Raw genomic sequence first — 23,267 nt, 5'->3', positions numbered from 1 at the left:
TGGCGGCGGTGCGGGTACCGCTGGTAAATAAACCGCTGTCGCACCTTGCACGGCGCCTGCGCGCTCACTACCTTAGCGCCTTTCGAACCCCGCCACGCCTTGCAGGAGCCCTTGTCATGGCCGCCCCAGTCCTTCCTCCCTTCCGCCTGCGGTTCAGTAGCGCCGCCACGCTGCTCGGCATGCTCGGGCTCGCCGGCTGCCAGATGGGTGGTTACCAGGACAGCGTGCCACCGTCGACCGGCGTGCAGCCACTCAAAGGCCTGGCGCAGAATGCTTCGGTCCGGCGCAACGCCATGGGCGCACCGCTGATCGAAAGCAGCAGTTTCCATGACGCGCTGTTCACCCTCGGCTATGTGCATGCCGGCGATCGCATCGAGCAGATGCTTGCCATGCGCCTGCTCGCCCAAGGCCGCCTGGCGGAGCTGGCCGGCAGCGAAGCGCTGGATATCGACCGGCTGATGCGCGCCGCTAACCTGAAGCAGAACGCCGCCCAGCAGTACGCCGATGCCTCGCCGCGCCTGAAGCGCTTCTTTGAAGTGTACGCCCGTGGGGTCAACGCCTACCTGTTCCGCTACCGCGACAAGCTGCCGGCCAACCTGGCCAGCAGTGGCTATCGCCCTGAGTACTGGAAGCCTGAAGACTCGGCATTGATCTTCAATCTGTACGCCTTCAGCCAGTCGGTAAACCTGCAGGAAGAACTCAGCGCCCTGACCCTGGCGCAGAAAGTCGGCAACGACAAACTGCCCTGGTTGTTGCCCGGCGCACCGGACGAGCCCTTGGCAGAAGCCGAGGTGGAAAAACTCAAGGGCCTGAACCTGAGCAGCCAACTGCCAGGTTTGCCCGCGCTGGCAGCGGCCAGCCAGAAACTTGCCGATCTCGACCTGCTCGGCAGCCCCGGTTCGGCCAACCTGGCGCTCGGCCCGCAACGCAGCCGCAGCGGCAAGAGCCTGCTGGCCAGCGACAGCCGAGCAGCGTGGGCGCTGAGCCCGGTGCAGATCCACACCGGCAGATATCAGGTCGCAGGCCTGTCATTGCCAGGCCTGCCCATCGTACTGGCCGGCTACAACGGCAAGCTAGCCTGGAGCAGCAGCGCGGTGATGGCCGACAACCAGGACCTGTATCTGGAGCAGCTGCGCCACGCCGGCAGCCAGGTGACCTATCTGGCCGACGGCAAGTGGCTGCCGGCCCGCGCCCGCAGCGAAACCTTCTTCGTCCGTGGCCAGCGCCCAGTGCGCGAGGTGATGTACGACACCCGGCACGGCACCCTGCTCCCCCAGGCAGGCAGCGCCAGCCTGGGCCTGGCCCTGAGCCTGCCCCAACTCAAGGGCGACCGTAGCCTCGACGCGCTGTTCGACCTGACCCGCGCGCAGAATGTCGAGCGCGCCTTCGACAGCACCCGCGAAGTCGCCACTGCCGCGCTCAACTTCGTCTTCGCCGAGCCCGAGCACATCGGCTGGCAGGTCAGCGGCCGCTACCCGAACCGCCGTGAAGGCCAGGGCCTGCTGCCATCGCCCGGCTGGGAGGGGCGCTATGACTGGGATGGTTATGCCGACCCGATGCTGCATCCCTATGACCAGGACCCCGCGGCCGGCTGGATCGCCCATGCCAACCAACGCAGCCTGCCGCGTGGCTACGGCATGCAGCTGTCGAGTACCTGGTACTACCCTGAACGCGCCGAGCGCCTCGGCCAGCTGGCCGGCAACGGTCGGCACGACAACCGCAGCCTGATGGCCCTGCAGAACGATCAGGTGACGTTGCTGAGCGACAAGCTCAAGCAAATGTTCGACGCCCCCGGCATGGCCCAGCCGCTCAAGCAGGCGATTGACGCCCTGCCTGCATCCCAGCGTGACAAGGCGCGCGACACCCTGGCCCGGCTGAAGGCCTTCGACGGCCGTCTGAGCCCGGTCTCGGCCGATGCCGCGCTGTATCAGCTGTTCCTCCAGGAAGTAGCCCGGCAGACCTTCCTCGACGACCTCGGTCCGGAATCGAGCCCAGCCTGGCAAGCCTTTGTCAGCAACGCCCGCCTGTCGTATTCGGCCCAGGCCGACCACCTGCTGGGCCGCGACGACAGCCCGTTCTGGGATGATCGGACTACGCCGCAGAAAGAGGACAAACCGGCCATCCTCGCCCGCAGCCTGGCGGCCGCCGTGGATACTGGCACCGCGCAGCTGGGCAGCGACCGACGCGCCTGGCAGTGGGGCAAACTGCACCAGTACCGCTGGCCGGCCCCTGCTTACCACGGCCTGGGCGACCCACTGAGCCGCTCACCGATGGCTGCCGGTGGCGATTTCACTACCCTGGCCCTGACCCCTTACGCCTGGGGCAGCGATTTCGACACCCGCCTGCCGGCCTCGGCACGCATGATCGTCGACTTCGGCCAGGCCGAGCCGCTCCAGGTCCTGACCAGCAACGGCCAGTCGGGCAACCCGGCCAGTGCGCATTACAGCGACGGGTTGGACGCCTGGTTCAAGGGGCGGTTCATGAGCCTGCCGCTGCAGCCGCAGAACTTTGGCCGGGCCTATGGCAGCCAGCGATTGACACTGGTGCCGGGCCGCTAGTGAAAAAAGCCGCCTGGACTGGCGGCTTTTCCTTTCTGGAGGGCGTCAAGCCGTGACCACAGCGAGTTCGATTCGCTGACCGAGCACATGCAATGCATGCTCGACCTGCTCGATCTTCGAACGATGCAAGAGATCCACCAAGCGATCGACCTGAGGGCGATTGACGCCAAGACGCCGCGCCATCTCGGTCTTGCTCACTTTCTGCTCAACCATGGTATTCCACAGGGCTGCCTTCGCCGCCGTCAGGGCCGGCAAGCGGACAACAGGCTGATCAGCCGATCTCTCGGCAGGTAGCGGTATCGCAATCTTCTGGTCGACATAGAATGAAAGTGCGGACTCCATGGCGTCTACAGCATCGAACAGCGCCTCTTCCTCGGTATCGCCCGCACTAGACATCTCGGGCACATCTGGGCAACTGACCCAGACACTGCCCGCCTCTCGATGAATGATTACTGGATAGTCAAAGGTCATGGTGTTCTCCCCTAATTTCAACATTCGCTCAGGCCCAGATCTTTGAGTATCTTTCTTCTCAGCCCCTCACCAATCTCTTTGGCGCCGTGGTCGGGGAAAATCGTCTGGCGATTACCGAGGTAAACCTTGAAATGGCTGCCTTTGGCCGGAACGAACGTAACACCTCGGGCGCGTAGCCATCGGCGAAACTCACTGTATTTCATACGGGCCTTCGATTGCTCAATGTGCATTACACGCACACCAAGCGCAACATTTTTGTTGCGCATGATAAATGTGAGCCCGTAGTAAAGCGCGAATGGCGCGTCTGCGTTTCTGAACAATGTGTAGTCTTTTTCGCTGCTTCATAGCGTTGAGAGAAATGGCAGCCAGCGATTGACACTGGTGCCGGGCCGCTAGCGGCCAGAGTTCCTCCTGACCACCCTCGAGCCATGTACTTAGCATCCTGTCGTACTGCATTTGCCTTTCGGCGAGCGCAGTACAACCCAACTTAAAAGGATGACTAACATGAGCAGCGAAACCCTCAGGATCGAAATCTCCTGGCCAGCATCGATGACCGTTCCGGCAGGCGCGACCATCAATGCGCAGCTGTGGGCTGGCAATGCAAGCGCCGGCTACAGCCTGATCGGCGACCTGGATGCCTCGGCAGCCGCAGTTAGCTCGCCGGCCATACTGGAAATTCCTTACAGCCAGGAAGACCTGCAGTCCCATGATGGCAAGACGACCTGGGACTACTTCCATACCTCGCCCTACCTGGCGCACGACAACAAACGCCTGAATATCGGCTATGCGCAAAAAATCAGCATTGCCGATGCCAAGGCCAACGGCTGGAAAATAAACCTGCGCTGAGCATTCGAGGCGCCATCCCGGAACCCGGGCTGGCGCTCGTCATCGTCCGAACTTCCCCCACCCTGTGACGTTCTCAACTGGTAAGCCCTCTACCCAGGCATTGCCATGGATCTTGTCATCGCCCGCCCCGAAGGCCTGTACTGCCCGCCGGGGGACTTTTATATCGACCCCTGGCGTCCGGTCGAGCGCGCCGTGATCACCCACGGCCATGGCGACCATGCCCGCACCGGCAATCAGCACTATCTGACCGCCGCCCCCGGAGCCGGCATCCTGCGCAGCCGACTGGGCCAAGGCATCGACCTGCAGACGCTGCCCTACGGTGAATGCATCCAGCATCACGGCGTCACCCTCAGCCTGCACCCGGCCGGCCATGTGCTGGGTTCGGCACAGGTGCGTCTTGAGTACCAAGGCGAAGTATGGGTCGCTTCGGGTGATTACAAAGTCGAGCCGGACGGCACCTGCGCAGCCTTCGAGCCGGTGCGCTGCCATACCTTCATCACCGAGTCCACGTTCGGCCTGCCGATCTACCGTTGGCCCAGCCAGGCAGATATCTTTGCCGGGATCAATGCCTGGTGGCGGAGCAACTGTGAACAAGGCAAGGCCAGCGTGCTGTTCTGCTATGCCTTCGGCAAGGCTCAGCGAATTCTCCATGGCCTGGACCCGGACATCGGGCCGATCCTTGTGCATGGCGCTGTCGAGCCGCTGAACCGGGTATACCGCGAAGCCGGTGTGCGCCTGCCGACCACCCGCTATGCCGGGGAGGTCCCGCGCAACGACCCGCTGCTGCGCCAGGCATTGATCCTGGCGCCGCCCTCCGCCGCAGGGAGTAGCTGGATGCGCCGATTCGGCGAATACAGCGATGCCTTTGCCAGCGGCTGGATGCTGTTGCGCGGTACCCGCCGTCGGCGTGGTGTCGACCGTGGCTTCGTGTTGTCCGACCACGCCGACTGGCCGGGGTTGCTGTGGGCCATCGAGCAGACGGCTGCCGAGCGGGTCATGGTCACCCACGGGTCAGTGAATGTGCTGGTGCGCTACCTGAACGAACAAGGCCTGGATGCCCGTGCCTTCGTGACCGAATACGGCGAAGAGGATGACATCACCGCCACGGAGCCCGAGGAATGAAAGCCTTCGCCGAACTGTACCTGCGCCTGGATGCGACCACCTCCAGCAACGCCAAACTCGAAGCCTTGCGTGACTACTTTGCTAAAGCACCCGCCGAAGATGCTGTCTGGGCCGTCTACTTCCTGGCTGGCGGGCGTCCGCGCCAGTTGGTGCCGACCCGCGTTTTACGCGAATTGGCCACGGCCTTGGCGGGGTTGCCCGACTGGTTGTTCGAAGAAAGTTACCAGGCAGTCGGCGACCTGGCCGAAACCATCTCGCTGCTGTTGCCGCAAGCCTTCCATGCCAGCGAAGACGGCCTGGCACACTGGGTCGAAGCGCATCTGCTACCCTTGCGCGGCCTGCCGCCAGAGGAAATCCAGCGACGCCTGCCCCCGCTGTGGGCACAGCTGGACCGCCCCAGCCTGATGCTGTGCCTGAAGCTGATCACCGGCAGCTTTCGCGTCGGTGTGTCCAAGCTGCTGGTCACTCGCGCCCTGGCGCAACTGGCGGGCCTCGATGCCAAGCGCGTGGCCCAGCGCTTGGTCGGCTATACCGATATCGGCCACCGCCCGACGGCCGCCAGCTACCATCGCCTGATCGCCGAAGAATCCAGCGATGAACATAGCCAGCGGGGTGGCCAACCTTATCCCTTCTTCCTCGCTCACGCCCTGCAGGCACCGCCCGAGCAGTTCGAAGCGCTGCTCGGTCCTCCCGCTGGCTGGCTGATCGAATGGAAGTGGGATGGCATACGCGCTCAAGTGGTCAAGCGTGATGGCCAGCTGTGGATTTGGTCCCGAGGCGAAGAACTGGTCACCGAGCGCTTTCCCGAGCTGCACAGCCTGGCCGAAAGCTTGCCCGACGGTACGGTGCTCGACGGTGAGATCCTGGTCTGGAAGCCCGGCGTCGATGCCGGCGCACCGGCAGTGCAGCCGTTCGCCGTGCTGCAACAGCGCATCGGCCGCAAGACACTGGGCAAGAAGTTGCTGGCGGACGCGCCGGTAGTGCTGCAAGCCTATGACTTGCTGGAGTGGCAAGGCGAGGACTGGCGCAGCCGGCCTCACCATGAACGGCGCCAGCAACTGCAGCGCCTGTTGGCAGAACATCCCTTGGCCCCCCTGCTGCTTTCACCACTGCTCGAGGGCAACGACTGGGGCGAACTGGCGCGGCAACGCGAGCAATCGCGCAGCCTGGGTGTGGAGGGCTTGATGCTCAAGCAGCGTGACGCGCTGTACGGCGTGGGCCGGACCAAGGACATGGGGTTGTGGTGGAAGTGGAAGATCGACCCGTTCAGCGTCGATGCGGTGCTGATCTACGCCCAACGCGGCCATGGCCGCCGTGCCAGCCTCTACAGCGACTACACCTTCGCCGTGTGGAATGCGCCAGCGGGCACGCCCGACCGTGCGCTGGTGCCCTTCGCCAAGGCTTATTCCGGGCTCAGCGACGCAGAGATGCGCAAGGTGGATGCGATCATTCGCAAGACCACGGTGGAAACCTTCGGGCCGGTGCGTAGCGTCACCCCGACACTGGTCTTTGAGCTGGGCTTCGAGGGCATCGCGCTGTCCAAGCGCCACAAGAGCGGTATCGCCGTGCGATTTCCGCGGATGTTGCGCTGGCGCCTGGACAAACCGGTCGATGAAGCCGATGACCTGGCAAGCCTGCAGGCATTGTTGGTCTGAAAGAAGGCCTCACGGTGAGGCGCGGTAACGGAAATTATGCTTCTATCTTTGTGCCGACCCGTGTCGCAGAACGTTTTCGCCACGCAGCCAGGACCCCCATGCACCATTCAACCCACGACTTGCTCTCGCCCGTACCGGGCATTTCACGCCAATTGCACAGCTTCCACTTCGGCCCACGGGGTGGCGCCAAGGTGTATATCCAGGCCTCGCTGCATGCCGACGAACTGCCCGGCATGCTGGTCGCCTGGCATCTCAAGCGTCGCCTCGCCGAGCTGGAACAGCAGGGTCGCCTGCTGCGCGAAATCATCCTGGTACCCGTGGCCAACCCGGTCGGCCTGGAACAGGTGATGCTGGATGCGCCCCTGGGCCGTTTCGAACTGCAGAGCGGCGAGAACTTCAACCGCAACTTCGTCGACCTTTCCGACAGCATCGGCGACCAGATCGAAGGTCATCTGAGCCAGGACCCGGCGCACAACGTGGCGCTGATCCGCGAGTACCTGCGGCGTGGCCTGGATGCCCACCCGGCGCGCACGCCGTTGCAGTCGCAGCGCCTGACCTTGCAACGGCTGGCCTGCGATGCCGACCTGGTGCTGGACCTGCACTGTGATTTCGAAGCGGTCGAGCACCTGTATACCACCCCGGAAGCCTGGCCGCAGGTCGAGCCACTGGCCCGCTACCTGGGCGCCCAGGCCAGCCTGTTGGCCACCGACTCCGGCGGGCAATCGTTCGACGAATGCTTCAGCCTGGTCTGGTGGCAGCTGCAGCAACGCTTTGGCAAGCACTTCCCGATCCCGCTGGGGAGCATCTCGGTCACCGTAGAACTGCGGGGCCAGGCCGACGTCAGCCATGACCTGGCCAGCCAGGACTGCCAGGCGATTCTCGACTATCTTACCCATGCCGGCGTCATCGAAGGCACCGCCACCCCGCTGCCCGAGCTGCCGCGGCCGGCCACCCCACTGGCCGCTGTCGAACCCGTGGCAGCGCCCCTTGGCGGGCTGCTGGTGTATCACGCCCGCCCCGGTCAGCAGCTGGAGGCCGGGCAACTGATCGCTGAAGTCATCGACCCGCTCAGCGACCGGGTGACGGCCGTGCGCAACAGCCAGCCTGGCTTGCTCTACGCCCGCAGCGTGCGGCGCATGGCCACGGCCGGCATGGTCATCGCCCATGTCGCCGGCGAGCAGGTGCTGCGCAGCGGCTACCTGCTGGCCAATTGATCGGTTAAAACCAAAGCGTGCGGCAAGTGGTCTGTAGAAACACAACCTGCGCAGGACTGCTTGCCCCCATGCCCGCCGCTTCCAACCTCGCCGATACCTGGTTCGCCGCCCGCGGCTGGAAACCCTTCGCCTTCCAGCGCCAGGTATGGGCAGCAGTCGGACGTGGCGAATCAGGGCTATTGCATGCCAGCACAGGGGCGGGCAAGACCTATGCGGTCTGGCTGGCTGCACTACGCGCCTTCGCCACAGCCGCCAGCGGGCGCCAGCCGGCCGCACTGCAGGTGCTGTGGATCACCCCCATGCGCGCACTGGCGGCTGATACAGCGCGCGCGCTGCAAGCGCCAGTGGAGGAGCTCGGCCTGAACTGGACGGTCGGCGTGCGCAGCGGCGATACCGGCAGTGCCGAGCGCGCTCGCCAGGCCCGGCGCCTGCCAAGCGTGCTGATCACCACGCCGGAAAGCCTGACACTGCTGCTGACCCGGGCCCAGGCCGCCGAAGACTTCGCCAGCTTGCGCCTGGTGGTGGTAGATGAATGGCACGAGCTGCTTGGCAACAAGCGCGGCGTTCAACTGCAACTGGCCCTGGCCCGCCTGCGCCGCTGGCATCCGGGCCTGATCACCTGGGGCTTGTCGGCCACGCTCGGCAACCTGCCGCACGCCCTCGACGTACTGTTGCCGGGCGGTGGACTGCTGGTCAAAGGTCGCCAGGACAAACAGCTGCTGGTCGACACCTTGCTGCCCGATGCCATCGAGCGCTTCCCCTGGGCCGGGCACATGGGCCTGAAAATGCTCGGCCAGGTGGCCCATGAACTCGACGCCAGCTCAAGCAGCCTGGTATTCACCAACACCCGTGCCCAGGCCGAACTGTGGTACCAGGCCCTGCTCGACGCCCGCCCCGATTGGGCCGGGCAGATTGCCTTGCATCATGCGTCACTGGCCCGGGCGACCCGCGACTGGGTCGAACAGAGCCTCAAGCAGGGCACGCTCAAGGCCGTCATCTGCACCTCCAGCCTAGACCTGGGGGTGGACTTCCTGCCGGTCGAACGGGTGCTGCAGATCGGTTCGGCCAAAGGCATTGCCCGCCTCATGCAGCGCGCCGGGCGCTCTGGCCATGCCCCGGGACGCCGCTCACGCGTCACCCTGGTGCCCACCCATAGCCTGGAGCTGGTGGAGGCTGCCGCCGCCCGGGCGGCCCTGGCCGTCGGCCATATCGAAGCGCGCCGCTCGCCGCGCCTGTGCCTGGACGTGCTGGTCCAGCATCTGGTCAGCATGGCCCTGGGCAGTGGCTTTCGGCCTGACGAACTGCTCGCGGAAGTCCGCAGCACCTGGGCGTTCCGTGAGCTGCGTGACAGCCAGTGGCAATGGGCGCTGGATTTCGTCAATCACGGCGGCCACGCATTGACGGCGTACCCCGACTATCAGCGTGTCGAGGCGCACCCCGACGGGGTCTGGCGGGTGGCCAGCGAGCGCCTGGCGAGGCGTCACCGCATGGGCATCGGAACCATCGTCAGCGACGCCAGCCTGCAGCTCAAGTATTGGAGCAAGGGTGGGGGCGGCAAGCACCTGGGCAGTGTCGAGGAAGCCTTCATCGCCCGCCTGCGCCCCGGCGATACGTTGGTGTTTGCCGGACGGGTCCTGGAGTTGGTACGGGTAGAAGGGATGACCGCCTACGTGCGCCGCAGCACCGCGCGCAAGGCCGCCGTGGCGCGCTGGAATGGCGGGCGCATGCCACTGTCCAGCGAGCTGGCCGACGCCGTGGTCGAACAACTCGATGCTGCGGCGCATGGGGCCTATCACGGCCCGGAGATGCAGGCCGTGCTGCCGCTGCTGGCCTTGCAGTCGAAGTGGTCAGCCTTACCCACCCGCAACACACTGCTGGCCGAAACGCTGGGATCACGCCAGGGCTCGCATCTGTTCCTCTACCCGTTTGCCGGGCGCATGGCCAACCTGGGCCTGGCCAACCTGATCGCCTGGCGGGTAAGCCGGGTGCAGCCACTGTCGGTATCCATCGCCGTGAACGACTATGGTTTCGAACTGCTCAGCCCCAGCGCCGTGGATTGGGCCAGTTGCCTGCCGGACGCGCTGTCGGGCGACAACCTGCTGGAGGACGTGCTGGCAAGCCTGAACGCTGGCGAAATGGCGCTGCGACGCTTCCGCGAAATCGCCCAGATTGCCGGGCTGGTGTTCGGCGGCTACCCGGCCGCTCAAAAGAGCACCCGACAGATTCAGGCTTCCAGCGGGTTGTTCTATGAAGTATTCCGCAAACACGACGCCAGCAACTTGCTGCTGGGCCAGGCGCGCGATGAAGTACTGAACGAAGAACTGGAGATCGAGCGCCTGCAGCGGCAGTTGCTCAAGATGCAAAACCTGCAACTGGACCTGCGCATGCTGCAACGGCCTGGCCCCTTGGCATTCGCCCTGCTGGTCGAAGGCATGCGCGAGACCTTGAGCACGGAAAAGCTGGCGGACCGCATTGCACGGATGGTGACCGACCTGGAAAAAGCGGCAAACCGGCCATGAATACCTATTTGCCTGTCGAACACTGTGGCGAAACGCTCTGGCTACTACCGGACAAGGCCATCTACTGGCCGGCCCGCCGCACCTTGCTGGTGGCCGACGTTCATATCGGCAAGGCAGCCAGTTACCGGGCACTGCATCAACCCGTTCCGCGTGGTACCACCAGCGCAACCCTGGCACGCCTGGATAGATTACTGCACAGCTACGCCTGCGAGCAGCTGATCATCCTTGGCGACTTCCTGCATGCCCGCGCTGCGCTGGCGCCTGGCACGCAGGCCAGCCTGCAGGCATGGAGAACCCGCCACAGCGCGGTGAAGGTAGTCCTGGTACGGGGTAATCATGATCGCCACGCCGGTGATCCGCCGGTGCAACTGGGAATCGAAGTGGTAGACGAACCCCTGCTGCTGGCGCCCTTTGCCCTGCAGCACGAACCGACGCCCCACCCCAGCCACCCGGTACTCGCCGGGCACGTGCATCCGGTGTACGTGCTACGAGGGCGGGCGCGGCAACGGTTGAGGCTGCCGTGCTTCCTGATCGATGCTCAGGTCAGCCTGCTCCCGGCGTTCGGTGAGTTCACCGGTGGGTGGTTGGTCGAACCGGGTTCCGATACGCGGGTTTTCCTGGCCGGAGGCGATCAGGTCTGGGCGCTGGCCACCTGAGTCAGGCGACAGGAGACGGTGGTGGCTCGTCGGGAAGGGTTGGCTCACCGGGCTCCATCGGGGGATGTTCACCGGGCTCTGGCGGCTGCGGCGTATCAGGATCAGGCTGGTGCGGCACACCGCCAGCCTGCACGGGCAGCGGGTGCGCCAGCAGTGACCAGGCCAGCAACCCGATCTGGTTGGGCTGCAGTACAGCCAGCTTCGCACTGATTGCGGGGTTGAGTTTCATTGGCAGCTCCTGGACGAGGGCCGACACGCTGCATACGTATCGGCACTGTTCAACCTGTTGGAGTGCCATCAGGGAAACTAATTCCCTGCGCTCGTCGGATCAGGTGCGTGGCAGGGTGACGCCGCGCTGCCCTTGGTACTTGCCGCCCCGGTCCTTGTACGACACTTCACACTCTTCGTCGGACTGCAGGAACAGCATCTGCGCCACGCCTTCGTTGGCGTAGATCTTGGCCGGCAGCGTGGTGGTATTGGAGAACTCCAGGGTCACGTGGCCTTCCCACTCCGGCTCCAGCGGCGTGACGTTGACGATGATGCCGCAACGGGCGTAGGTGCTCTTGCCCAGGCAGATGGTCAACACATCACGCGGAATGCGGAAGTACTCGACGGTGCGAGCCAGGGCGAAGGAGTTCGGCGGGATGATGCAGACGTCGCTCTTGATGTCGACGAAGCTGCCGGCATCGAAGTTCTTCGGGTCGACGGTGGCCGAGTTGATGTTGGTGAACACCTTGAATTCGTCGGCGCAGCGCACATCGTAGCCGTAGCTGGAAACGCCAAAGGAGATGACACGGTTGTCCTGCTCGCCGCGCACCTGGCGCTCGACGAACGGTTCGATCATGCCGTGTTCCTGCGCCATGCGGCGAATCCACTTGTCCGATTTGATGCTCATGGCGGGGTGTCCTGAAGAGTTGCGAGGGGAAAATCCAGACGCGCATCTTACCGGTCCCGGCGCCCGGGTTAAAGTTCCAGTGCCCCATCCCGCGCCGGACGGGGGTTGCAGCCGCCGTCGATCCGAATTTGCGTAAAGCGTTCACAGACCATTGGCAGCTCGTGGAAAGTGGGGTAAGGTGGCGCCACTGTGCTGCACGTGACACCGAGAATCTCTAGTTTGATGCACGATCCTGATCGGCCCATCGCTGAATTTTCTGCTCTCTTTGCGCTCAGTCCCGGCCAGGGTTTTTCCTGACCGTTATCAAATTGTCCAAGGAGACAGAAAAATGTCCAACCGTCAATCCGGTGTTGTTAAGTGGTTCAACGATGAGAAAGGCTACGGCTTCATCACCCCTCAGTCGGGCGATGACCTGTTCGTGCACTTCAAAGCCATCCAAGCTGACGGCTTCAAAACCCTGAAAGAAGGCCAGGCTGTTACTTTCGTCGCTACCCGCGGCCAGAAAGGCATGCAGGCTGAAGAAGTTCAAATCGCCTAAGTCGATTTAGCTTTCTAGCTTTCAAAAAAACCCGCCTTCTGGCGGGTTTTTTTATGCCTGACCGAAAATTGGTGCTGGCTTCTTCGCGGGCTCGCCCGCTCCCACACAAACCGCGCAACACTTGAAGGCTGCGCTGTATCCGTGGGAGCGGGATTACCCGCGAAGCAGGCGACTCGGTTCGGATCAGTCCTCGCTGATGGTGATGCTAGGCATCGCCGGCGCCGCCGCTTCCTGCAACACGATGCGTGCGCCTACCTGGCGGGCCAATTCCTGGTAGACCATGGCAATCTGGCTTTCCGGCTCAGCGATCGCCGTCGGCTTGCCGCTGTCGGCCTGTTCGCGGATCAGCATCGACAGCGGCAGCGAGGCCAGCAGGTCGACCCCGTATTGCGCCGCCAGCTTCTCGCCACCGCCTTCGCCGAACAGGTGCTCGGCGTGGCCGCAGTTCGAGCAGATGTGCACGGCCATGTTCTCGACCACGCCCAACACCGGAATGTTGACCTTGCGGAACATCTCCACACCCTTCTTGGCATCCAGCAGGGCCAGGTCCTGTGGCGTGGTAACGATCACCGAACCGGCCACCGGCACCTTCTGCGCCAGGGTCAGCTGGATATCGCCGGTACCCGGCGGCATGTCGATGACCAGATAATCCAGGTCGTCCCAGGCGGTCTGGGTCACCAGCTGCAGCAGCGCACCCGATACCATCGGCCCACGCCAGACCATCGGCGTGTTGTCATCGGTGAGGAACGCCATGGACATCACTTCCACACCATGGGCCTTGATCGGCACGAACCACTTCTGTTCGCGGATCTGCGGGCGGGTACCCTCGGCGATACCGAACATCACGCCCTGGCTGGGGCCGTAGATATCGGCATCGAGAATGCCCACGCGGGCGCCTTCACGGGCCAGGGCCAAGGCCAGGTTGGCCGCGGTGGTCGATTTGCCGACACCGCCCTTGCCCGAGGCCACGGCAATGATGTTCTTGACGTTGGCCATGGCCGGCACCTGGGCCTGGGCCTTGTGAGCGGCGACGACACAGTCGATCGACACCTGGGCCGAGCTGACGCCGTCGAGATTCTCGATCGCGGTCTGCAGCACCTGGGCCCAACCGTTCTTGAACAGGCCGGCGGCGTAGCCCAGTTGCAACTGCACAGCGACTTGCCCGCCCTGGATGTCGATGGCGCGCACGCAACCGGCGCTGACCGGGTCCTGATTCAGGTAGGGGTCGGTGTACTGGCGAAGCACGCCTTCGACGGCGGCACGGGTGACGGCACTCATGGACACTCCCATTGGCAAACTGAGTACGAAACAGACGCCTATCCTAACCCGTCAATCGTCAGCAGATGCGTGCTTGGGGTGAAATATCTTCGCCGGCCCTTTATAGTGGCCGATCACCCTCATTTTTACCCGAGCCAGATAAGTAGCCGAGCCACCATGTCCGAGCCACGTCAGATTCTCGTTACCAGCGCCCTGCCCTATGCCAATGGATCCATCCACCTTGGCCATATGCTGGAGTACATCCAGACGGACATGTGGGTGCGCTTCCAGAAACTGCGCGGCAACCAGTGCATCTACGTCTGCGCCGACGACGCCCACGGCTCGGCCATCATGTTGCGTGCCGAGAAGGAAGGCATCACCCCTGAGCAGCTGATCGCCAATGTCCAGGCCGAGCACAGTGGTGACTTCGCCGACTTCCTGGTGGACTTCGACAACTTCCACTCCACCCACAGTGACGAAAACCGCGAGCTGTCAGGCCTGATCTACGGCCGCCTGCGCGACGCAGGGCACATCGCCACCCGTTCGGTGACCCAGTATTTCGACCCCGAAAAGGGCATGTTCCTGGCCGACCGTTTCATCAAGGGCACCTGCCCGAAATGCGCGGCTGAGGATCAGTACGGCGACAACTGCGAGAAATGCGGCGCCACCTATGCCCCGACTGAGCTGAAGAACCCCAAGTCGGCCATCTCCGGAGCCACTCCGGTGCTGCGCGATTCCCAGCACTTCTTCTTCAAGCTGCCTGACTTCCAGGCCATGCTGCAGCAGTGGACGCGCAGCGGAACCCTGCAGGACGCCGTGGCCAACAAGCTTGCCGAATGGCTGGATTCCGGCCTGCAAGAGTGGGACATCTCGCGTGATGCGCCGTACTTCGGCTTCGAGATCCCGGGCGAGCCGGGCAAGTATTTCTACGTCTGGCTGGACGCGCCAATCGGCTACATGGCCAGCTTCAAGAACCTGTGCGCACGCCGCCCGGAGCTGGACTTCGACGCTTTCTGGAACGAAGGCTCCAAGGCCGAGCTGTATCACTTCATCGGCAAGGACATCGTCAACTTCCACGCCCTGTTCTGGCCTGCCATGCTCGAAGGTGCCGGCTTCCGCAAGCCGACTGCAGTCAACGTGCACGGCTACCTGACCGTCAACGGCGCCAAGATGTCCAAGTCGCGCGGCACCTTCATCAAGGCCCGAACCTACCTGGACCACCTGCACCCGGAATACCTGCGCTACTACTACGCCGCCAAGCTCGGCCGGGGCGTCGATGACCTCGACCTGAACCTCGAGGATTTCGTGCAGAAGGTCAACTCCGACCTGGTTGGCAAAGTGGTCAACATTGCCAGCCGTTGCGCCGGCTTCATCCACAAGGGCAATGCCGGCGTGATGGTCGCTGGCGATGCTGCGCCAGAACTGACCGAGGCCTTCCTCGCCGCCGCCCCGTCGATCGCCGAAGCCTATGAGGGCCGCGATTTTGGCCGTGCCATGCGTGAAATCATGGCGCTGGCTGACCGCGCCAACGCCTGGATCGCTGACAAGGCACCTTGGTCGCTGGCCAAGCAGGAAGGCAAGCAGGACGAGGTCCAGGCCATTTGCGCCCAGGGCATCAACCTGTTCCGCCAGCTGGTGATCTTCCTGAAACCCGTGCTGCCGCTGCTCGCCGCTGATGCCGAGGCATTCCTCAACGTCGCGCCACTGACTTGGAACGACCATCAATCGCGCCTGGAAAACCACCAGCTGAACCCGTTCAAGGCGCTGATGAGCCGTATCGAACCTGCCAAGGTCGAAGCCATGGTCGCTGCCAGCAAGGAAGACCTGCTGGCCGCCGAAGCCCAGGCACCCGCCGGCAACGGCGAGCTGACCAAGGACCCGCTGTCTGCCGAAATCGAGTTCGACACCTTTGCCGCAGTTGACCTGCGTGTCGCACTGATCGTCAAGGCTGAAGCCGTGCCTGGCGCCGACAAGCTCCTGCAGCTGACCCTGGATATCGGCGACGAGCGCCGCAACGTGTTCTCCGGCATCAAGTCGGCCTATCCGGATCCCTCCAAGCTGGAAGGCCGCCTGACCATGATGGTGGCCAACCTCAAGCCGCGCAAAATGCGCTTTGGCGTCTCCGAGGGCATGGTCATGGCGGCCGGCCCTGGCGGCGAAGAGATCTACCTGCTCAGCCCTGACAGTGGCGCCAAGCCAGGTCAGCGCATCAAGTAAGCCTTCTGCCCCGGCCTTACCGCCGGGGCAGTTCCATCTGCAGCACCAATGCCGGACGCTCCAGGCGATTCCCGGCTATCGTCATTCACATGAACGACTCCATGCTGATCCTCGCCAGCGCTGCGCTGGTCAGCCACCTGCTTGTGCAAGCACAGCCGTCAAGCCGCCTGCGCCTGCAGGTCTGTGGCCTGGCGGGGGCCCTGTCCATAGTACTCGGAGCGAGCGGCGGGCAAGCGCTCGAACGCCTCATCGTGGCGCCCTGGCAGTTGCAGGACCTGCGCCTGTTCCTGCTGTTGCCCTGGCTGGCATTGCTGACATGGGGCGTACCGACGGCGCTGCGCAGGTTGCGGCCGCAGTGGCCCACCAGCGGGCTTGCACTGCCATTGCTGGGCAACGCCTTGCTGCTCGGGCTGACGCTGCAAGTGACGGGAGAGGACACCTCGGCGCTTGCTACGTTGCGCTGGGGGGCATCGGCCGGCGTGGGCTTCTGGCTGGCGCTGGTGCTGTTCGACGACCTGCAGCAGCGCAGCCAGCAGGAGGAAGTACCGGCCGCGCTGCGTGGTTTGCCGATTACCTTGATCGGTGCAGGCGTCATGGCCTTGGCGTTCTCCGGGCTCAACGGAATTTTCATTCAATGAATTTGATTCACCGCATCGATGCCCTGCTGCCACAAACCCAATGTGGCAAATGCGGCCACAATGGCTGTCGGCCCTACGCCGAAGAATTGGCAGCGGGCGGGGCCATCAACAAGTGCCCGCCAGGTGGCAGCGAAACCATCGCTGCGCTGGCAGCGCTGCTCAAGAAGCCATTGCTTGCGCCTGACCCGCTGCGCGGCAGCGCACCGCCCCAGGTCGCCTGCATTCGCGAAGCCGAATGCATCGGTTGCACCAAGTGCATCCAGGCCTGCCCGGTCGATGCCATCGTCGGCGCCGCCAAGTTGATGCACACTGTCATTGCCAGCGAATGCACCGGCTGTGACCTGTGCCTGGCGCCCTGCCCGGTCGATTGCATCGAGATGCAGCCACTGCCAGCAGGGGTGGTACCGATCGTCAGCGGCCTGGCTCACTCCCCCGAACAACTGCAGGCCCGCCGCCAGCGCCGCGATCAGGCGCGCCAGCGCCACCAGCAGCGAAACGCCCGCCTGCAACGCGACATCGCGCGCCGTGAGGCGCAGCGCCTGGCGCGTACGGCCGAAGCCACACAAGGCGCGGCAGACCCGATCAAGGCCGCCCTGGAGCGCATCAGGACGCAGAAAAGCGCCGCTGCCGATGCGCTGCCCACAGGCGCCGGGCATGAACATGGCAAGCCCTGACCCACGGCTACGCGCAGCCATGGGCCTGGTGCTGCTGGCCTGCATACCCGGCTTGCTCGCCACCCTCTGGACACAGGGCTGGGGAGTCCTGTTCAGCCTGTTGCTGTGTGCCAGCAGTGCGCTGTGTTGCGAGGCGGCCTTGCTGGCTGTACGTCGCCAGCCTGTCTTACCGGCATTGAACGATGGCAGTGCCCTGGTGACTGCCGTGTTGCTGGCCATCGCCCTACCCGGACAGGCGCCTTGGTGGGTGCCAGTGACAGCAGCAGGCATTGCCATAGGTGTCGGCAAGCAGGCCTTTGGCGGAGTGGGCCGCAATCTGTTCAACCCGGCCATGGTCGGTTACGCCTTCGTGCTGCTGAACTTTCCGCTGCACATGAACCATTGGCCCAACCACGCCATTGGCTTTGTCGACAGCCTGCAGCAGGTGGCTGGCGCGGGCGGCCAGATTGATGCCTGGGCGGGGCCGACCATTCTCGATGGCCTGCGCCACAACCGCAGCCTGACCCTCGAGGAACTGTTCGCCAGTCACCCCGGCTTCGGCAATGTTGGCGGTCGCAGCAGCGAATGGATCAATCTGGCCTTGCTGTTCGGCGGGCTGTTTCTCTTGCAGCGCAAGGTGATCAGCTGGCATGCCCCGGCAGGGCTGCTGGGCGGCCTTTTCCTGTTCAGCCTGCTGGCCTGGAATGGCTCCGGTTCGGATTCGAACGGCTCGCCACTACTGCATCTGTTCAGCGGTTCAACGATGCTGGCAGCATTCTTCATCGCCACCGAGCCGGTATCCGGCCCAAAGGCGAATCTGGCCCGGCTGCTGTTCGGCTTTGGCGCAGGCGCGCTGATCTACCTGATCCGCACCTGGGGCAGTTACCCGGATGGCACGGCCTTCGCCATCCTGTTGATGAACCTGGCGGTTCCCGCCCTGGATCGGTTCGCCTTGCAGCGCCAACAGGTTTCGCCATGATCGCGCCCATGCGCAGCAGCCTTCTGCTCCTTGCCGTCGGCGGGTCGGCAATCGCATCAACGCTGGCCTGGCAGCACTGGACTCGCCAGGCCATCATCGATGCCGAGCGCCAGCTTCAGGCAAGCCAGTTGCTGGCGGTGCTGCCCGCGCAAAGCTACGACAACCGCCCTTTGGACAGCGCGTTGCCATTGCCCGCCGAACAGCCGCAGCACAGCAAGATACTCGCGGCCTATCGCGCGAGCCACGGGACATCGCCAACAGCCATCGTGCTGGTGAGCCAGGTGCAGGGCTATGCCGGCCCCATCAAGCTGACCATCGCCATCGCTGCCGATGGCCGCCTGGTCGGCACTCGGGTAGTCGAACAGCAGGAAAGCCCTGGGTTGGGCGGCCAGATTGCCGATCCGCAGTCTGGCTGGCTGAACCAGTTTGCCAAGCACGGCCTTGGCGACCGCTGGGCAATCAGACGCGACCAGGGCGATTTCGATCAGTTGGCCGGGGCGACCGTTACGTCCCGGGCCGTCATCGATGCCCAGCAGGAAGCCTTGCGGTTTTTTGATCAGCATCGCAGCGAACTGCTTGGAACCTCTCTCCATGAATAGATTCTGCCTGCTGATCACCGGCCTGGCTCCGCTGCTTGGCGCGACTGGCACTGTCACCCATGCGCTGACCATCGCCGCGTGCATGTGGGTGATGATCCTTCTCCACCAAGCCTTCCTTGGCCCGCTGCGGGCATCACTCAGCGGCGCCAGGTACTGGCTGGCAAGCCTGCTGCTGCTGGCTGCGCTTGGCAGTTGCCTGCAATTGGCCCTACGTGCCTGGGCATTGCCATTGGCGCTGACGCTTGGTTATTTTCCTGCGTTGATCTGCCTGCAATGCCTCGCCATCGACACATTGCTGCCAGCTGAAGGGCGCTGGCGGGAATTGTTGCTGCATTTGAGTGGCCTGCTGCTCGCCTGTTTGCTGCTTGGCGCTGGCCGCCAATGGCTGGACGATGTCGCCGGCATGCACCTGGCCCACCTGCCGTCCGGTGGGTTGCTACTGCTCGGCGCTCTACTGGCCTTGTACAATTGGCTGCGCCCCACCCTCACACGTCGTCAAGGAAAGCGTTGAACCCATGAATGCCGCCAAACGCCTGGAGATTTTTCGCAGGCTGCACGAAGATAACCCCGACCCGAAAACGGAATTGGCCTACACCACCCCATTCGAGCTCCTGGTTGCCGTGACGCTTTCCGCGCAATCCACCGATGTCGGCGTCAACAAGGCCACCGCACGCCTGTTTCCGGTCGCCAATACACCGCAGGCCATCTACGCGCTGGGTGTCGAGGGGCTGAGCGAATACATCAAGACCATCGGCCTTTATAACAGCAAGGCCAAGAACGTCATCGAGGCGTGCCGCCTGCTGATCGAGCGCCATGGCGGCGAAGTGCCGCAAACCCGAGAAGCACTGGAAGCGTTACCAGGCGTTGGGCGCAAGACCGCCAACGTGGTGCTCAACACCGCCTTTCGCCAGCCAACCATGGCGGTGGACACGCATATATTCAGGGTCAGCAACCGCACCGGCATCGCGCCTGGCAAGACCGTGCTGGAAGTCGAGAAGAAGCTGGTCAAGTTCGTACCCAAGGACTACCTGCTCGACGCTCACCATTGGCTCATCCTGCATGGCCGCTACGTGTGCCAGGCACGCAAGCCTCGTTGTGGTAGCTGCCGCATCGAAGATCTGTGCGAATACAAGCACAAGACTTGCGACGATTGAGCCAATAGCAAAAATAGTTGCGTTGCGATTGAAAAAATCTTTTTTACCGGACATCGCTTTCTCGTTATAAGGACGGCCAATGGCCCTTTGGCTTGGAGCGACTCATGAGTACCGATAAAGACGACCTGTCGATCGAAGATGACTTTGCTACCGCTGACGACGAAGCGGAGCCTCAGGTAGAAACCGCGAAAACCAACCTGAGCAAGCGTCGTACCATTGACAACCTCCTCGAAGAGCGACGCCTGCAACGGCAACTCGCCGATTTCGACTACGACCTTTAGCCCTCCAAAGCCTCCCTCGGGGAGGCTTTGTCCATGGCTGGTTCAGCTCAGGCCATGGCGACGGGCCAGCTCGATCAGGTCCACCAGCGAATGGGCATTGAGCTTCAGCAACAGGCGCGTCTTGTAGGTGCTGACGGTCTTGTTGCTGAGGTACATGCTGTCGGCTATCTCCTTGTTGGAGCGTCCCCGCGCCAACTGCTGCAGGACCATCAGCTCCCTGGCAGACAGGCGATCGACCATTTCCGTTTCGCTTACTCCCCCAACCCGACCACGTGACTTGTGCAAGGCCTGGTTCGGGAAATAACTGTAACCAGAGAGCACAGCCTTGATGGCGCTCAGCAGCTCGGTGAGCTCCTGCTGCTTGTATACATAGCCAGCGGCGCCCGCTTGCATGCAACGCATGGAGAAATGCCCGGGCGCCTGTGAGGTCAGTACCAGCACACGACTGCCAGGACTCGCTGCTGCCATCCGGCCAATGACCTCCAGACCGTCGAGCTTGGGGATTCCGATATCGAGCACGACGATGTCGGGAAGATGTTCTCGAGTAAGCTGCAAGGCCGCTATGCCATTGTCGGTTTCCGCGACAACATCGTACCCATGTCGCTCCATCAACATGCGCACTGCCAAGCGTATGACCGGATGATCATCCACGATAAGGACTTTGTTCATGCGATATCCATCATTCGTTATTCTGCTTTGACGACTGCCCCACCATAACCGAGCAGAACGCTCAGTGGCGCGTCGATTACCCCTTTAAAAAGCTGAATAGATGAACCTTACGTTGGTTTGGGAATTTTCCTACAACGGAAAAATTTACAGACTGGCTTTGAGAGTGATTAAGAAAAAACGCACGAAGCATGATCGATTTGTCATGCCTCGCTTCCGAAAAATTACCGCACCCGGAAAAAGTCCATAATTTGGTAAAGGGAGCCAGTGGGTTATTGGTATGTAAAACATGCAGGAGGCATTAATCATGACTGAGAACCAACCGGTCGCCCCACTGACGATCATCGCCATATTTGCAGGTATTATCGAAGCTTCTGCTTTGGCAACCCTGCCTTTTCTCAGCGATGAAAGTCAGACGTACTACACATGGTTCCTGGTAGGGTTTCCATTCTTCCTTACGGCGTTGTTCTTCCTCACCCTGAACTTCAACTCCAAATCCTTCTACAAACCTGAACAGTCCGCTCCCCCCAAACGACCGGGCCACCATCGCGTGCCACCCCTCAAGAAATTGTAACCGTCATGTTTTCCGGCCCTGATGCGCAAAAACAGATACAACATCGAATCATGCAAGCCATTACCCAACCGCATGCCGAATACAAGCAATGGCGCTTCTGTAATATGGAGCTACATCAATGCATCCTTCTTACCATCAGCTGCCTGCCTGAGGATTGACCCCATGATGTTGAGAAGCCCGCTGTCGAGAAGACAAAAAAAACCCCGGCCAGAGCCGGGGTTCGTTTGCCAATTCAGCCAGATGCTCAGAGCATCCCGCGGCCTTTGTTGGCAGCGATGCGCATGCGCAGCGCGTTGAGTTTGATGAAGCCAGCAGCATCTGCCTGGTTGTAGGCGCCGCCGTCTTCTTCGAAGGTAGCGATATTGGCATCGAACAGCGAGTCGTCCGACTTGCGGCCAACCACGATGACATTGCCCTTGTACAGTTTAAGTCGCACGACGCCGTTAACGTTGACCTGCGAAGCGTCGATCATCTTCTGCAGCATCAGGCGCTCCGGGCTCCACCAGTAGCCGGTGTAGATCAGGCTGGCATACTTCGGCATCAGCTCGTCTTTCAGGTGAGCAACTTCGCGGTCCAGGGTGATCGACTCAATGGCGCGGTGGGCCTTGAGCATGATGGTACCGCCAGGGGTTTCGTAGCAACCACGGGACTTCATGCCCACGTAACGGTTCTCTACGATGTCCAGACGGCCGATACCGTTGGCGCCGCCGATACGGTTCAGTTCGGCAAGCACGGTGGCTGGGGTCATGTCGACACCGTCGATGGCGACGATGTCACCATTGCGGTAGGTCAGCTCGATGTAGGTAGCCTGGTCCGGGGCGTTCTCTGGCGAGACGCTCCAGCGCCACATGTCTTCTTCGTGCTCGGTCCAGGTATCTTCCAGCACACCGCCTTCATAGGAAATGTGCAGCAGGTTGGCGTCCATCGAGTATGGCGACTTCTTCTTGCCGTGACGCTCGATCGGAATGCCATGCTTTTCGGAGTAATCCATCAGCTTCTCGCGGGACAGCAGGTCCCACTCGCGCCATGGAGCAATCACCTTGACCCCAGGCTTGAGGGCGTAGGCACCCAGCTCGAAGCGAACCTGGTCGTTACCCTTGCCGGTCGCGCCGTGAGAAATGGCGTCGGCGCCGGTTTCGTTGGCGATTTCGATCAGGCGCTTGGCGATCAGCGGGCGAGCGATGGAAGTACCCAGCAGGTACTCGCCTTCGTAGACGGTGTTGGCGCGGAACATCGGGAAGACGAAATCACGCACGAACTCTTCGCGCAGGTCGTCGATGTAGATCTCTTTTACGCCCATCGCCTGAGCTTTGGCGCGAGCCGGCTCGACTTCTTCGCCCTGACCCAGGTCAGCGGTGAACGTCACCACTTCGCAGTTGTAAGTATCCTGCAGCCACTTGAGAATCACCGAAGTATCAAGGCCGCCGGAATACGCCAGTACGACCTTTTTTACGTCCGCCATGCCATCACTCCACGGGGTTGTACGGAAAGGGACCAATTCTACCGGCGTTGCGGATAGATTTACAGTGGGGCGACAGCTTCTGACGACAAAGCGACAGGAACTGTCGGTGGGGCGACGTCTTTCTGTGTTCGCCACAAAGCTTCAGCGCCTTTGAGATCGAGCGCCGCCCGCGCGGCGCATCGCGGGTAAACCCGCTCCCACATCTGTTTCGGGCCAATCTCTCCTGTGAAGCCAACAGGGACCGCCTTGTTGGCATGGCGATGCATCTCCGTGGGCGCTGATGCCGCTCCACCTGTCTCCAGTCATGCGCATA

Annotated in this window: 22 protein-coding genes and 2 pseudogenes; 17 read left to right on the top strand and 7 right to left on the bottom strand. The window is 62.7% G+C overall.

Features of this window, described 5'->3' with window-relative positions:
• Positions 1–116: 116 nt before the first annotated feature.
• On the top strand, positions 117–2,558 hold the full coding sequence (locus CQW31_RS19110; RefSeq protein WP_054885843.1) for a penicillin acylase family protein: 2,442 nt from the start codon (positions 117–119) through the stop codon (positions 2,556–2,558).
• A gap of 45 nt (positions 2,559–2,603) precedes the next feature.
• Here CQW31_RS19110 and CQW31_RS19105 read toward each other — a convergent pair whose 3' ends face one another.
• Both CQW31_RS19105 and CQW31_RS19100 read right to left on the bottom strand, forming a co-directional pair.
• Positions 2,604–3,029: a type II toxin-antitoxin system HicB family antitoxin gene (locus CQW31_RS19105; RefSeq protein WP_054885881.1), complete on the bottom strand. Its 426-nt coding sequence runs from the start codon at positions 3,027–3,029 to the stop codon at positions 2,604–2,606.
• A gap of 17 nt (positions 3,030–3,046) precedes the next feature.
• On the bottom strand, positions 3,047–3,232 hold the full coding sequence (locus tag CQW31_RS19100; protein WP_082432369.1) for a type II toxin-antitoxin system HicA family toxin: 186 nt from the start codon (positions 3,230–3,232) through the stop codon (positions 3,047–3,049).
• A 301-nt stretch (positions 3,233–3,533) separates the two neighbouring features.
• Here CQW31_RS19100 and CQW31_RS19095 point away from each other — a divergent pair, with 301 nt between their 5' ends.
• From CQW31_RS19095 to pdeM, 6 genes are all read left to right on the top strand, one after another.
• Positions 3,534–3,875: a hypothetical protein gene (locus CQW31_RS19095; RefSeq protein ID WP_099815173.1), complete on the top strand. Its 342-nt coding sequence runs from the start codon at positions 3,534–3,536 to the stop codon at positions 3,873–3,875.
• A gap of 105 nt (positions 3,876–3,980) precedes the next feature.
• On the top strand, positions 3,981–4,997 hold the full coding sequence (locus tag CQW31_RS19090) for a ligase-associated DNA damage response exonuclease (RefSeq protein ID WP_099815172.1): 1,017 nt from the start codon (positions 3,981–3,983) through the stop codon (positions 4,995–4,997).
• Complete coding sequence (locus CQW31_RS19085; protein WP_099815171.1) at positions 4,994–6,652, top strand: ATP-dependent DNA ligase; 1,659 nt, start codon at positions 4,994–4,996, stop codon at positions 6,650–6,652. Before CQW31_RS19090 ends, CQW31_RS19085 begins: the two co-directional genes overlap by 4 nt.
• Before the next feature lie 98 nt (positions 6,653–6,750).
• Positions 6,751–7,866: a succinylglutamate desuccinylase/aspartoacylase family protein gene (locus CQW31_RS19080; protein ID WP_054885847.1), complete on the top strand. Its 1,116-nt coding sequence runs from the start codon at positions 6,751–6,753 to the stop codon at positions 7,864–7,866.
• A gap of 68 nt (positions 7,867–7,934) precedes the next feature.
• Positions 7,935–10,385, top strand: a complete 2,451-nt coding sequence (locus CQW31_RS19075; RefSeq protein WP_099815170.1) for a ligase-associated DNA damage response DEXH box helicase — start codon at positions 7,935–7,937, stop codon at positions 10,383–10,385.
• Entirely contained in the window at positions 10,382–11,041 is a 660-nt protein-coding gene (gene pdeM / locus CQW31_RS19070; protein ID WP_054885849.1) for a ligase-associated DNA damage response endonuclease PdeM, read from the top strand. Before CQW31_RS19075 ends, pdeM begins: the two co-directional genes overlap by 4 nt.
• Position 11,042: 1 nt before the next feature.
• Here pdeM and CQW31_RS19065 read toward each other — a convergent pair whose 3' ends face one another.
• The gene (locus CQW31_RS19065; RefSeq protein ID WP_099815169.1) at positions 11,043–11,270 is read right to left on the bottom strand and encodes a hypothetical protein; all 228 of its coding nucleotides are present in this window, start codon (positions 11,268–11,270) and stop codon (positions 11,043–11,045) included.
• Between the two features lie 99 nt (positions 11,271–11,369).
• Entirely contained in the window at positions 11,370–11,936 is a 567-nt protein-coding gene (dcd, locus tag CQW31_RS19060; RefSeq protein WP_003254920.1) for a dCTP deaminase, read from the bottom strand.
• 328 nt (positions 11,937–12,264) lie between these two features.
• On the opposite strand from dcd, the gene CQW31_RS19055 reads away from it, so the two are divergent.
• Positions 12,265–12,474: a cold-shock protein gene (locus CQW31_RS19055; RefSeq protein ID WP_003254922.1), complete on the top strand. Its 210-nt coding sequence runs from the start codon at positions 12,265–12,267 to the stop codon at positions 12,472–12,474.
• 183 nt (positions 12,475–12,657) lie between these two features.
• Here the strand turns inward: CQW31_RS19055 and apbC are convergent, their stop codons facing one another.
• Positions 12,658–13,752, bottom strand: a complete 1,095-nt coding sequence (apbC, locus tag CQW31_RS19050; protein WP_054885851.1) for an iron-sulfur cluster carrier protein ApbC — start codon at positions 13,750–13,752, stop codon at positions 12,658–12,660.
• A 156-nt stretch (positions 13,753–13,908) separates the two neighbouring features.
• Here apbC and metG point away from each other — a divergent pair, with 156 nt between their 5' ends.
• The 8 genes and pseudogenes from metG to CQW31_RS31345 all read left to right on the top strand — a co-directional run bounded on the left by metG (position 13,909) and on the right by CQW31_RS31345 (position 20,252).
• A complete protein-coding gene (gene metG, locus CQW31_RS19045; RefSeq protein ID WP_054885852.1) occupies positions 13,909–15,948 on the top strand; it encodes a methionine--tRNA ligase in 2,040 nt (679 codons plus the stop codon).
• 89 nt (positions 15,949–16,037) lie between these two features.
• A complete protein-coding gene (locus CQW31_RS31705; RefSeq protein ID WP_249342015.1) occupies positions 16,038–16,586 on the top strand; it encodes an Rnf-Nqr domain containing protein in 549 nt (182 codons plus the stop codon).
• Positions 16,583–17,221, top strand: a pseudogene (locus CQW31_RS31700) (RnfABCDGE type electron transport complex subunit B); the annotation flags it as partial. The gene CQW31_RS31705 and the pseudogene CQW31_RS31700, both read left to right, overlap by 4 nt.
• 25 nt (positions 17,222–17,246) lie before the next feature.
• Entirely contained in the window at positions 17,247–18,218 is a 972-nt protein-coding gene (locus CQW31_RS19035) for an RnfABCDGE type electron transport complex subunit D (protein WP_099815193.1), read from the top strand.
• Positions 18,219–18,226: 8 nt separating this feature from the next.
• On the top strand, positions 18,227–18,817 hold the full coding sequence (locus CQW31_RS19030; protein ID WP_371263252.1) for an RnfABCDGE type electron transport complex subunit G: 591 nt from the start codon (positions 18,227–18,229) through the stop codon (positions 18,815–18,817).
• Positions 18,810–19,328, top strand: a complete 519-nt coding sequence (locus CQW31_RS19025; RefSeq protein ID WP_099815167.1) for an Rnf-Nqr domain containing protein — start codon at positions 18,810–18,812, stop codon at positions 19,326–19,328. The genes CQW31_RS19030 and CQW31_RS19025 overlap by 8 nt, the downstream gene beginning before the upstream one ends.
• A gap of 4 nt (positions 19,329–19,332) precedes the next feature.
• Entirely contained in the window at positions 19,333–19,971 is a 639-nt protein-coding gene (nth, locus tag CQW31_RS19020; RefSeq protein WP_054885856.1) for an endonuclease III, read from the top strand.
• A 104-nt stretch (positions 19,972–20,075) separates the two neighbouring features.
• On the top strand, positions 20,076–20,252 hold the full coding sequence (locus tag CQW31_RS31345) for a PA3496 family putative envelope integrity protein (RefSeq protein ID WP_027918964.1): 177 nt from the start codon (positions 20,076–20,078) through the stop codon (positions 20,250–20,252).
• A 42-nt stretch (positions 20,253–20,294) separates the two neighbouring features.
• Here the strand turns inward: CQW31_RS31345 and CQW31_RS19010 are convergent, their stop codons facing one another.
• Positions 20,295–20,921 (bottom strand): response regulator transcription factor, encoded by a 627-nt coding sequence (locus CQW31_RS19010; protein ID WP_054885857.1) that lies wholly within the window; start codon positions 20,919–20,921, stop codon positions 20,295–20,297.
• 304 nt (positions 20,922–21,225) lie between these two features.
• Between CQW31_RS19010 and CQW31_RS19005 the strand changes: the two are divergent.
• Positions 21,226–21,650, top strand: a pseudogene (locus CQW31_RS19005) (hypothetical protein).
• An 86-nt stretch (positions 21,651–21,736) separates the two neighbouring features.
• On the opposite strand, the gene CQW31_RS19000 reads toward CQW31_RS19005, so the two are convergent.
• Positions 21,737–22,954: an argininosuccinate synthase gene (locus tag CQW31_RS19000; protein ID WP_099815166.1), complete on the bottom strand. Its 1,218-nt coding sequence runs from the start codon at positions 22,952–22,954 to the stop codon at positions 21,737–21,739.
• Positions 22,955–23,267: the final 313 nt, after the last annotated feature.

Origin of the sequence: Pseudomonas sp. 382 (assembly GCF_002759075.1) — a bacterium.
Taxonomy (GTDB): Bacteria; Pseudomonadota; Gammaproteobacteria; order Pseudomonadales; family Pseudomonadaceae; genus Aquipseudomonas; species Aquipseudomonas vlassakiae.
Note: the sequence above shows the minus strand (reverse complement) of the source record. Positions and strands in the feature narration are given on the sequence as shown.

Bases quoted from the DNA above. Each gene is read 5' to 3' on its own strand.
- CQW31_RS19030 (WP_371263252.1), top strand. From the start codon at position 18,227: ATGCGCAGCAGCCTTCTGCTCCTTGCCGTCGGCGGGTCGGCAATCGCA.
- CQW31_RS19085 (WP_099815171.1), top strand. From the start codon at position 4,994: ATGAAAGCCTTCGCCGAACTGTACCTGCGCCTGGATGCGACCACCTCC.
- metG (WP_054885852.1), top strand. From the start codon at position 13,909: ATGTCCGAGCCACGTCAGATTCTCGTTACCAGCGCCCTGCCCTATGCC.
- CQW31_RS19065 (WP_099815169.1), bottom strand. From the start codon at position 11,270: ATGAAACTCAACCCCGCAATCAGTGCGAAGCTGGCTGTACTGCAGCCC.
- pdeM (WP_054885849.1), top strand. From the start codon at position 10,382: ATGAATACCTATTTGCCTGTCGAACACTGTGGCGAAACGCTCTGGCTA.
- CQW31_RS19110 (WP_054885843.1), top strand. From the start codon at position 117: ATGGCCGCCCCAGTCCTTCCTCCCTTCCGCCTGCGGTTCAGTAGCGCC.
- CQW31_RS19080 (WP_054885847.1), top strand. From the start codon at position 6,751: ATGCACCATTCAACCCACGACTTGCTCTCGCCCGTACCGGGCATTTCA.
- dcd (WP_003254920.1), bottom strand. From the start codon at position 11,936: ATGAGCATCAAATCGGACAAGTGGATTCGCCGCATGGCGCAGGAACAC.
- CQW31_RS19090 (WP_099815172.1), top strand. From the start codon at position 3,981: ATGGATCTTGTCATCGCCCGCCCCGAAGGCCTGTACTGCCCGCCGGGG.
- CQW31_RS19035 (WP_099815193.1), top strand. From the start codon at position 17,247: ATGGCAAGCCCTGACCCACGGCTACGCGCAGCCATGGGCCTGGTGCTG.
- CQW31_RS19055 (WP_003254922.1), top strand. From the start codon at position 12,265: ATGTCCAACCGTCAATCCGGTGTTGTTAAGTGGTTCAACGATGAGAAA.
- CQW31_RS19075 (WP_099815170.1), top strand. From the start codon at position 7,935: ATGCCCGCCGCTTCCAACCTCGCCGATACCTGGTTCGCCGCCCGCGGC.
- CQW31_RS19025 (WP_099815167.1), top strand. From the start codon at position 18,810: ATGAATAGATTCTGCCTGCTGATCACCGGCCTGGCTCCGCTGCTTGGC.
- CQW31_RS19010 (WP_054885857.1), bottom strand. From the start codon at position 20,921: ATGAACAAAGTCCTTATCGTGGATGATCATCCGGTCATACGCTTGGCA.
- CQW31_RS19105 (WP_054885881.1), bottom strand. From the start codon at position 3,029: ATGACCTTTGACTATCCAGTAATCATTCATCGAGAGGCGGGCAGTGTC.
- CQW31_RS19100 (WP_082432369.1), bottom strand. From the start codon at position 3,232: ATGAAATACAGTGAGTTTCGCCGATGGCTACGCGCCCGAGGTGTTACG.
- CQW31_RS31345 (WP_027918964.1), top strand. From the start codon at position 20,076: ATGAGTACCGATAAAGACGACCTGTCGATCGAAGATGACTTTGCTACC.
- CQW31_RS19095 (WP_099815173.1), top strand. From the start codon at position 3,534: ATGAGCAGCGAAACCCTCAGGATCGAAATCTCCTGGCCAGCATCGATG.
- apbC (WP_054885851.1), bottom strand. From the start codon at position 13,752: ATGAGTGCCGTCACCCGTGCCGCCGTCGAAGGCGTGCTTCGCCAGTAC.
- nth (WP_054885856.1), top strand. From the start codon at position 19,333: ATGAATGCCGCCAAACGCCTGGAGATTTTTCGCAGGCTGCACGAAGAT.
- CQW31_RS31705 (WP_249342015.1), top strand. From the start codon at position 16,038: ATGAACGACTCCATGCTGATCCTCGCCAGCGCTGCGCTGGTCAGCCAC.
- CQW31_RS19000 (WP_099815166.1), bottom strand. From the start codon at position 22,954: ATGGCGGACGTAAAAAAGGTCGTACTGGCGTATTCCGGCGGCCTTGAT.